Annotated in this window: 7 protein-coding genes; 1 reads left to right on the forward strand and 6 read right to left on the reverse strand. The window is 41.9% G+C overall.

What is annotated here, in order from left to right; translation table 11 throughout:
• Window positions 1-2: 2 nt before the first annotated feature.
• Genes ABWK04_05115 through secG form a run of 6 tightly spaced genes read right to left on the reverse strand, consistent with a single transcriptional unit; the run spans window position 3 to window position 6,401 of the window.
• Window positions 3-1,088, reverse strand: coding sequence for an acetate/propionate family kinase (locus tag ABWK04_05115; GenBank protein ID MEZ0361267.1), 1,086 nt, complete (start codon window positions 1,086-1,088; stop codon window positions 3-5).
• Window positions 1,088-3,463, reverse strand: a complete 2,376-nt coding sequence (locus ABWK04_05120) for a phosphoketolase family protein (protein ID MEZ0361268.1) — start codon at window positions 3,461-3,463, stop codon at window positions 1,088-1,090. The genes ABWK04_05115 and ABWK04_05120 overlap by 1 nt, the downstream gene beginning before the upstream one ends.
• A complete protein-coding gene (gene radC, locus ABWK04_05125) occupies window positions 3,464-4,138 on the reverse strand; it encodes a DNA repair protein RadC (GenBank protein MEZ0361269.1) in 675 nt (224 codons plus the stop codon).
• Window positions 4,104-5,354 carry a hemolysin family protein gene (locus ABWK04_05130; GenBank protein ID MEZ0361270.1) on the reverse strand — a complete coding sequence of 417 codons (1,251 nt, stop codon included), beginning with the start codon at window positions 5,352-5,354 and terminating at the stop codon, window positions 4,104-4,106. Before ABWK04_05130 ends, radC begins: the two co-directional genes overlap by 35 nt.
• Window positions 5,342-6,157, reverse strand: coding sequence for a peptide chain release factor N(5)-glutamine methyltransferase (gene prmC / locus ABWK04_05135; protein MEZ0361271.1), 816 nt, complete (start codon window positions 6,155-6,157; stop codon window positions 5,342-5,344). Before prmC ends, ABWK04_05130 begins: the two co-directional genes overlap by 13 nt.
• Window positions 6,063-6,401, reverse strand: coding sequence for a preprotein translocase subunit SecG (gene secG, locus ABWK04_05140; protein MEZ0361272.1), 339 nt, complete (start codon window positions 6,399-6,401; stop codon window positions 6,063-6,065). The genes prmC and secG overlap by 95 nt, the downstream gene beginning before the upstream one ends.
• Window positions 6,402-6,435: 34 nt before the next feature.
• Between secG and ABWK04_05145 the strand changes: the two genes are divergently transcribed.
• On the forward strand, window positions 6,436-7,254 hold an 819-nt coding region (locus ABWK04_05145), incomplete at its 3' end, for a lytic transglycosylase domain-containing protein (protein MEZ0361273.1).

Raw genomic sequence — 7,254 nt, forward strand, 5'->3', positions numbered from 1 at the left:
CTTCATCCCTTTATTGCATCTCTTAGTTGTTCTACCATCTCAAGCTCTTCATCAGTTTTTATAACGAATATCTTGACTTTGCTTCTTTTGTGACTCACACATAACGGAAGTTGATTTCTGCGATTCATCTCTTTATCTATAATTATACCAAGTTTTTCAAGCCCTTCACATGCGAGTTCTCTCACCTCAGGACTGTTCTCACCAACTCCACCGGAGAAGATCAACGCATCAAGCTTTGGGAGTATTGCATAATAAGCTCCTATGTACTTTTTTATTCTGTAGATATAAAGATCAAGTGCGAGTTTTGCTTTTTTGTCGCCTTCTTTGGCACTTTCTATCACCTGGCGCATATCCGAAGTACCAGTAAGCCCCTTTATCCCACACTCTTCATATAGAACTCTCTCAACTTCCTGAAGACTTTTACCTTCCTTTAGAAAGTGAAGGATGATTCCCGGATCGAGATCTCCCGCTCTGGTGGACATAACCAAACCCTCTAAAGGCGTCATTCCCATAGAGGTGTCTACAGGTTTACCTTCTTGCACGGCACATATGCTCGCTCCACTCCCAAGATGAAGCATCACAAGGTTGACACTGTTGGCATCTTTCCTTAGGAGTTTGGCACTTTTTTTCAACAAATAAGAATAGGATATGCCATGAAAACCGTATCTTCTTATACCTTTTTCGTAAAGATCAATTGGTAAAGCGTAGATCTTTGAAATAATGGGAAGCTCTTTATAAAAGGATGTATCAAAGATAGCGTATTGAGGAATGCCTGGAAGATCTTTCATGCACGTTTCAATACCCGCAAGAGCGAGCGTGTTGTGGAGAGGATCTAAAACAGCGAGTTTCTTTAACAATTCAAATCCTATCCTGTCAATCAGCATAGGAGAATCGTGTTCCATACCGTGAACCACCCTGTGGGCTATCATATCTATCCTTTCCAATTTCTTTAAGATTAAACTCACCGATTCTTTGCACTCTTGTATGCCTTTAATCCTTATAGCACCATAATCTAACCTTTTTAAACCTTTAAAGAGGGAGTACTTGAGTGATGAACTGCCGTAATTTAGAGTGAGTACATTCTTCATCACCCTTCAAACTCCGGCTTATCAATCCCGTATGTGTACGCATACTCAAGAGCTTCTATCTGCATACTCTTGAGCTTATCTTTAAAACTTCCACCCTTACCCTGGAGTTTGGGCACCCTCTCTATTACATCCATAGCTATGCTAAACCTGTCTATCTGATTCAGTATAGCGAGCTGCAAAGGGGTGGTGATACCACCTCTACCCTTTAGGAAAGATGTGAGATAAGTAGAATCTATACCTATCTTTCTGTTTTCCCTGTAGCCTCTCACGTGAAGGTTTGGATGATTTGTTCTTCTGTAAGTGAGCCTATGTATCAACCAGGGGTATCCATGAAAGTTAAATATTACAGGCTTATCCTTACTGAAGTATGAATCAAAGTCCCTGTCTGTCAGTCCGTCAGGATGCTCCGTGTTAGGGGTCAGGCGGAAGAGATTGACCACATTAACGAACCTTATTTTCAGATCCGGAAAGGCATCTTTGAGTATCAAAGAGGCATATATTGCTTCCTTTGTTGGTATGTCACCACAGCTCGCTATAACAACGTCAGGCTCTTCTTCTACATGATTGCTTGCAAAGTCCCATATACCTATACCCTTCTCTACATGCCTGAGAGCATTTTCAATGTCAAGATATTGTGGGTGTTTCTGTTTGTCCACAACGATAATATTTATCCTGCTTGTGCTTTGCAAACATTGCCACATGATACAAAGCAAAGTGTTAGCATCAGGTGGAAAGTAAAGCCTTACCACATTGGGCCACTTGTCCACTATAGCGTTTATAAAGCCAGGATCTTGATGTGTAAAGCCGTTATGATCTTGTCTCCACACAACGGATGTAAGTAAAAGGTTGAGAGAAGACAGAGGCATCCTCCACTGCACATCCGAGGATATATCAAGCCATTTACCGAACTGATTAACCATCGATGAAACTATAGGAGCAAAGCCTTCATAAGTGTTGAGTATGCCGTGTCTTCCTGTAAGTATGTAACCCTCAAGCATACCTTCGACGGTATGTTCTGAAAGCATCTCCACGGTTCTGCCAAAAGGACTGAGATAACCTTCGTCCTCATCTTCAGGAAGAATTTTTGCCATCCAGGTTTTACCAAATTCAAAAACTTCATAGAGTCTGTTAGAGTAGGTTTCGTCAGGTCCAAATACGCGAAAGTTTTCTGGATTTGCCCGAAGAACCTCCTTCAGAAATCTTCCAAGAGGTTTCGTGTTTTCATAATAAACCTTTGCTGGCTCTTTTACTTCAACAGAAAACCCCTTAAGATTCGGTAGTTTAAGGGGTATCCTCAAAAGACCTCCGTTAGCGTGAGGGTTGGCACCCAACCTTCTCTTGCCCTGTGGAAATATAAGCCTTAGATCCTCTCTGAGTCTTCCCTTATCGTCAAAAAGTTTCTCAGGCTGATAGCTTTTAAGCCATTCTTCTAAAATTTTCAGGTGTGCCTCGTTCTGTCTCACATCCGTTATAGGAACTTGATGCGATCTCCAATAGCCTTCTACATAATGCCCGTCCACCTCTTTTGGAGCTGTCCAACCCTTGGGAATTTTTAGTATTATCATTGGCCACCTTGGTCTGAAAGGTTTTTTTGAAGCTCTCGCATCATCCCATACGCTCAATATCTTTTCTATACTCAATTTCATATACTCGTACATAGCTTCATGCACCTCCCACTCCTCTTTGCCTTGTACTACCTTCGGCTCATATCCATAACCTCTGAAAAGATTCAAAAGCTCGTCTTGCTCTACGCGAGCGAGCAAGGAAGGGTTATTTATCTTGTATCCGTTCAACAAAAGTATAGGAAGTACAGCTCCATCTCTTACTGGATTTAAAAACTTATTGCAGTGCCACGCAGTAGCCAAAGGTCCAGTTTCTGCTTCACCGTCTCCTACGAGCGTCACAGCTATAAGATCAGGATTGTCAAAAACCGCTCCGAATGCATGCGAAAGGCTATAGCCCAGTTCACCTCCCTCCTGTATTGAGCCGGGTACTTCCGGAGTGCAATGACTTCCAAACCCTCCCGGAAAGGAAAAAGATCTGAAGAGATTTCTCAAACCATCTTCGTCCTGACTGAACTGAGGATAATATTCGCTGAGAGTTCCTTCAAGATACACGGGTGCTATAAAGCCTGGCGCTCCGTGTCCGGGTCCGGGTATAAATATGCAGTTAAGATCATGCTTCTTAACAATGACGCTCGTGTGGATATATGCGAGACTTATACCCGGGCTTGCACCCCAATGTCCCAAAAGCCTCCTTTTGATATGTTCCTTTTTGAGCGGTTCTTTAAGTAAGGGATTGTCGTACAAATATATCATACCTGCAGATACGTAACAACACGCTTTCCAACAGTCTATAAGTACTTTTATATCCATTTACAACACCTCCCTCTCTTTCATGGAAAAATAGCCCTTTTTAGTGAGTATGATGTGATCAAGAAGTTCAAATCCTAAAAGCTGGCAAGCCTTCTTCATCCTTTGGGTAAATTCTACATCGGCTTTTGAGGGTTTATGTTCACCTCCGGGATGAGTGTGAGCTAATATTATTGAGTGACAAGCTGTACGCACAGCTCCGTAAAGGATGTCTTTCGGATCCGCAAAGACCGAATTCATCTTGCCTATAGCCACCAGCTCGTAATCTATAAGGGTGTTGGAAGGGGTAAGGTACAAAGCCCAAAGGTGTTCCCTCCTATTGTCCATTTTGTCCCTCAAAAAGTTATAAACATCCTCAGGTGTATTCATGACTATCTGCGCGTGAGGTTCATACATGCGTTTACTCAGTTCTATGAGAGCTTTTATCTGGCAAGCTTTCGCTTCTCCTATCCCTTTTAACTCTTTTATAAGTTCATTTACTCCCATACCCTTGAGCTTATCCCAGCCAAGCTTGAGTATCCTCCTTGAGAGGGAAAGTACATCTTCATCTTTTGTACCTGATCCTAAAAGTAGTGCGAGAAGCTCTTCATCGGATAACACATGCGAACCTATGTTTTTCATTTTCTCCCTAGGTCTTAGTTCCTTAGGTATCTCTTTGAGTCTCCTGCCCCTGTACATGTTTTTCCACCATGAGCTTTTTCACCTTTCTTCCATCAGATTGTAGAACTAAAAACTTAAGTCCACAACAGAATACTTCTTCTCCCTTTTGGGGTATCCTCTTCAGTTGGTATATTATAAAGCCACCCAAGGTTAAGAATGGTCCGTCGGGAAACCTTATATCTGCTATCTTCTCAAATTCGTGTTTATCAAGCATTCCATCTACTATCCATTTGTCCTTCTCTATCTCTTTTACAGGCTCTTCAGGTTGTGCAAAGCTATCTCCTATCTGACCCAATATCTCCCTTACTATATCATCAAAAGTGACTATACCTAAAATGATGCCTCTCTCATCCACCACAAGACCCATCCGAGCGCTACCTCTTCTGAATGTATCAAGAATATCTTGCAGAGGGGTATACTCGGAAAAGATGCAGAGCGGTTTTATAAACTCTCTTATGGGACTGGAGGGTAGGTTATCCATAATATCCAGCATGTCCACGTAACCTGTTATATCATCAACCCGCTTTCTATAAACAGGAAGTTTGGTAAAACCTGTCTCCTTCATTCTGCGGAGGGCGTGTCCAACCGTGGAGAACTCATCTATCATAACCACTTCATAGATGGGTTTTACTATCTCAGAAACAGTACTTTCTTTAAGTTTAAGAAGCTTAACAGCTATCTTTATCTTGCTCTCCTGAAGTTCTATCTCTTCAAGGAGCTTTATGATATCAAGCCTGCTGATCTTTTCCGAATATCTCTTTCTGAAAAATTCCGTTATTGATCTGCTTACCTTCTTTGAGGAGATGAGCAATGGAAGGGTAAGCATCTTCAACTTACTGAGGTACCATAAACTCGGTATTAGCAGTTTGTCTGAGTGTTTTTGAAAAAGACTTTTTGGTATAAGCTCACCGAAGGTCAAAGTAAAAAGAACTAATGTCAGGGAAAAGAAAATCTCGTAACCTCTTATGTAAGGTAGGTATCCTGATAGGGTGATTACCATGAGAGTGTAAAAGGTGGAAGCGAAAACAATGCTCACCGTATAACCGAGCATGGAAAGTGTTACGTACTCTTCCGGATTTTCATGAAAATCCTTCAAAAATTTGTAACCTGTCTTTCTGTAAAGGGCAAGCACCTTACTCCTGTCCGTACTTACCAGCGCTATCTCAGCTCCTGCGAAAATACCCTCAAGTATTATAAAGAACACTACGCCAAGTAAAAAACCTACAGTTTCCATCCTACCATCACCCTATCTTGACCGCCATAATCCTTAAAGATCTCAACAGAAAAACCCTCCTTCAAGAAAAGCTCTTTAAGAACTTTTCCCTGATCGTGTCCTATCTCAAGGGCAAAAAATCCCCCCTCCTTCAAAAATCTTTTTATATCCTTCCCAAATCTTTCGTAAAATTCGTACCCATATTTACCACCTATCAGGGAAACTCTACCCTCAAGCCTAACACCTCTTGGTAGTTTTTCCCACTCGCTTTCTGGAATGTAAGGTGGATTAGACACAACAAAGTCAAAGACCATACCTTCTACAGGTTCAAACATGTTTCCTTTCTTGAGTATGAATCTGTTCTCAACTTTATGAATTTTTGCGTTGGTTCTCGCTAACTCTATAGCTTTGTCCTGAATGTCATCTCCATACATAATGAGTTTACTCCTTTCCAATAGGAGCGTTATGGATATACAGCCTGTACCCACGCCTATTTCAAACCCTATTCGCTCCTCATCAAAAGGTATTCTTTCAAGGACCTTCTCTACGAGAATTTCCGTTTCGGACCTGGGTATAAGCACACCTTCTTCTACCTTGAAGGTTCTCCCGTAAAAATCCCACTCACCCAGAAGATACTGAAGCGGATAACCCTCTTCAAGTAGGGAAAGGGATTTGAGGTATTCATCCTCCACCTCTTTAGATACCTCCATGTCCGAAATGAGGTATATCTCACTTGGTTTTAGTTTCAGTAGGTGAGCCAGAAGGAGTTGTCTGTTTCGTAGGGACACTCTGCTGGGTCTTTTCAGAAGCTCTTCCACCTTCATCTTTTATAAGTGAGCTTTTCTTTGACGGATGCGTAAGCGGCAGAAGTATCGCTACAAACATAAAGGAAAAACCAAGCCAGTAAGTGATTTTGGTAAGTATGGTGTCCACACCACCAGGACCGAAAACACCCTGTCCCATACCGCCAAAAGCGGTTCCTACGTCCCCTCTGCTTCTTTGAAGAAGCACAACAACAATAAGCATCAAGGCAATAAACACAAATATCAAAAGTAAAAAGTAGTACATAGTTTTAATTATAGCACGGCTTATAATTATTCCTATGAGAAGGGGGATAGGGACAGTAATAATTTGCGCTTTTTTATGTTCTTGTACGCAAGCGGTAAAGCAAGCTGTTATGCCCAAAAGTGCTGACACAATACAGCTCGTTAAAAAAGGTAGCTTTTCTTTCTCAGAGGAAGAAGAGAAGTTCATCGCCTCTGAAGCGAAAAATTTCGGGATACCAGTACCCGACCGTGAGGAAATAAAGAAATACATCTCCTACTTTTTAGAGAACAAGCCTTACCTTGAGAAGACTCTTAAAAGGGCTGAGTACTATCTACCTATTATAAAACCCATCATTGAAAAAAGTGGGCTTCCATCTGAACTTTCCTTGCTTCCTGTTATCGAGAGTGGCTTTAACCCTTTGGCTGTATCAAGATCCGGAGCTGCAGGTTTGTGGCAGTTTATCCCTTCAACAGCGAGGAGATACGGGCTTAGGGTGGACGATCAAGTAGACGAGAGGTTTGACGTGATAAAGTCCACTCAGGCTGCCATCAGATACCTGAAAGACCTCTACAGCATGTTTGGGAGCTGGGAACTTGCTTTAGCAGGTTACAACTGCGGTGAGAGCTGTGTAAAGGTGAGAACCGCTGGTGTGGATTTTTGGATAACAAAAGATATGCTTCCTGTAGAGACAAGAAATTATGTGCCTGCCTTCTTTGCTGTTCTTTTGCTTATGAGAGATCCTGCCAAATACGGACTTTCATCTGCGGAAGTTACGTTTGCTAAAAGAGATAATGATCCTGCATACCTACCAAAAAGTGTGGAAAAACACAGGGAGAAGATCGTGATCCTGGAAAATGGTGCCAAACTGATTATA

It is taken from the genome of Hydrogenobacter sp., from assembly GCA_041287335.1.
Lineage (GTDB): Bacteria > Aquificota > Aquificia > Aquificales > Aquificaceae > Hydrogenobacter.

Excerpts from the sequence above, each read along its gene's own strand:
- prmC (MEZ0361271.1), bottom strand. The coding sequence starts at position 6,157 with ATGAAGGTGGAAGAGCTTCTGAAAAGACCCAGCAGAGTGTCCCTACGA.
- ABWK04_05130 (MEZ0361270.1), bottom strand. The coding sequence starts at position 5,354 with ATGGAAACTGTAGGTTTTTTACTTGGCGTAGTGTTCTTTATAATACTT.
- radC (MEZ0361269.1), bottom strand. The coding sequence starts at position 4,138 with ATGTACAGGGGCAGGAGACTCAAAGAGATACCTAAGGAACTAAGACCT.
- secG (MEZ0361272.1), bottom strand. The coding sequence starts at position 6,401 with ATGTACTACTTTTTACTTTTGATATTTGTGTTTATTGCCTTGATGCTT.
- ABWK04_05115 (MEZ0361267.1), bottom strand. The coding sequence starts at position 1,088 with ATGAAGAATGTACTCACTCTAAATTACGGCAGTTCATCACTCAAGTAC.
- ABWK04_05120 (MEZ0361268.1), bottom strand. The coding sequence starts at position 3,463 with ATGGATATAAAAGTACTTATAGACTGTTGGAAAGCGTGTTGTTACGTA.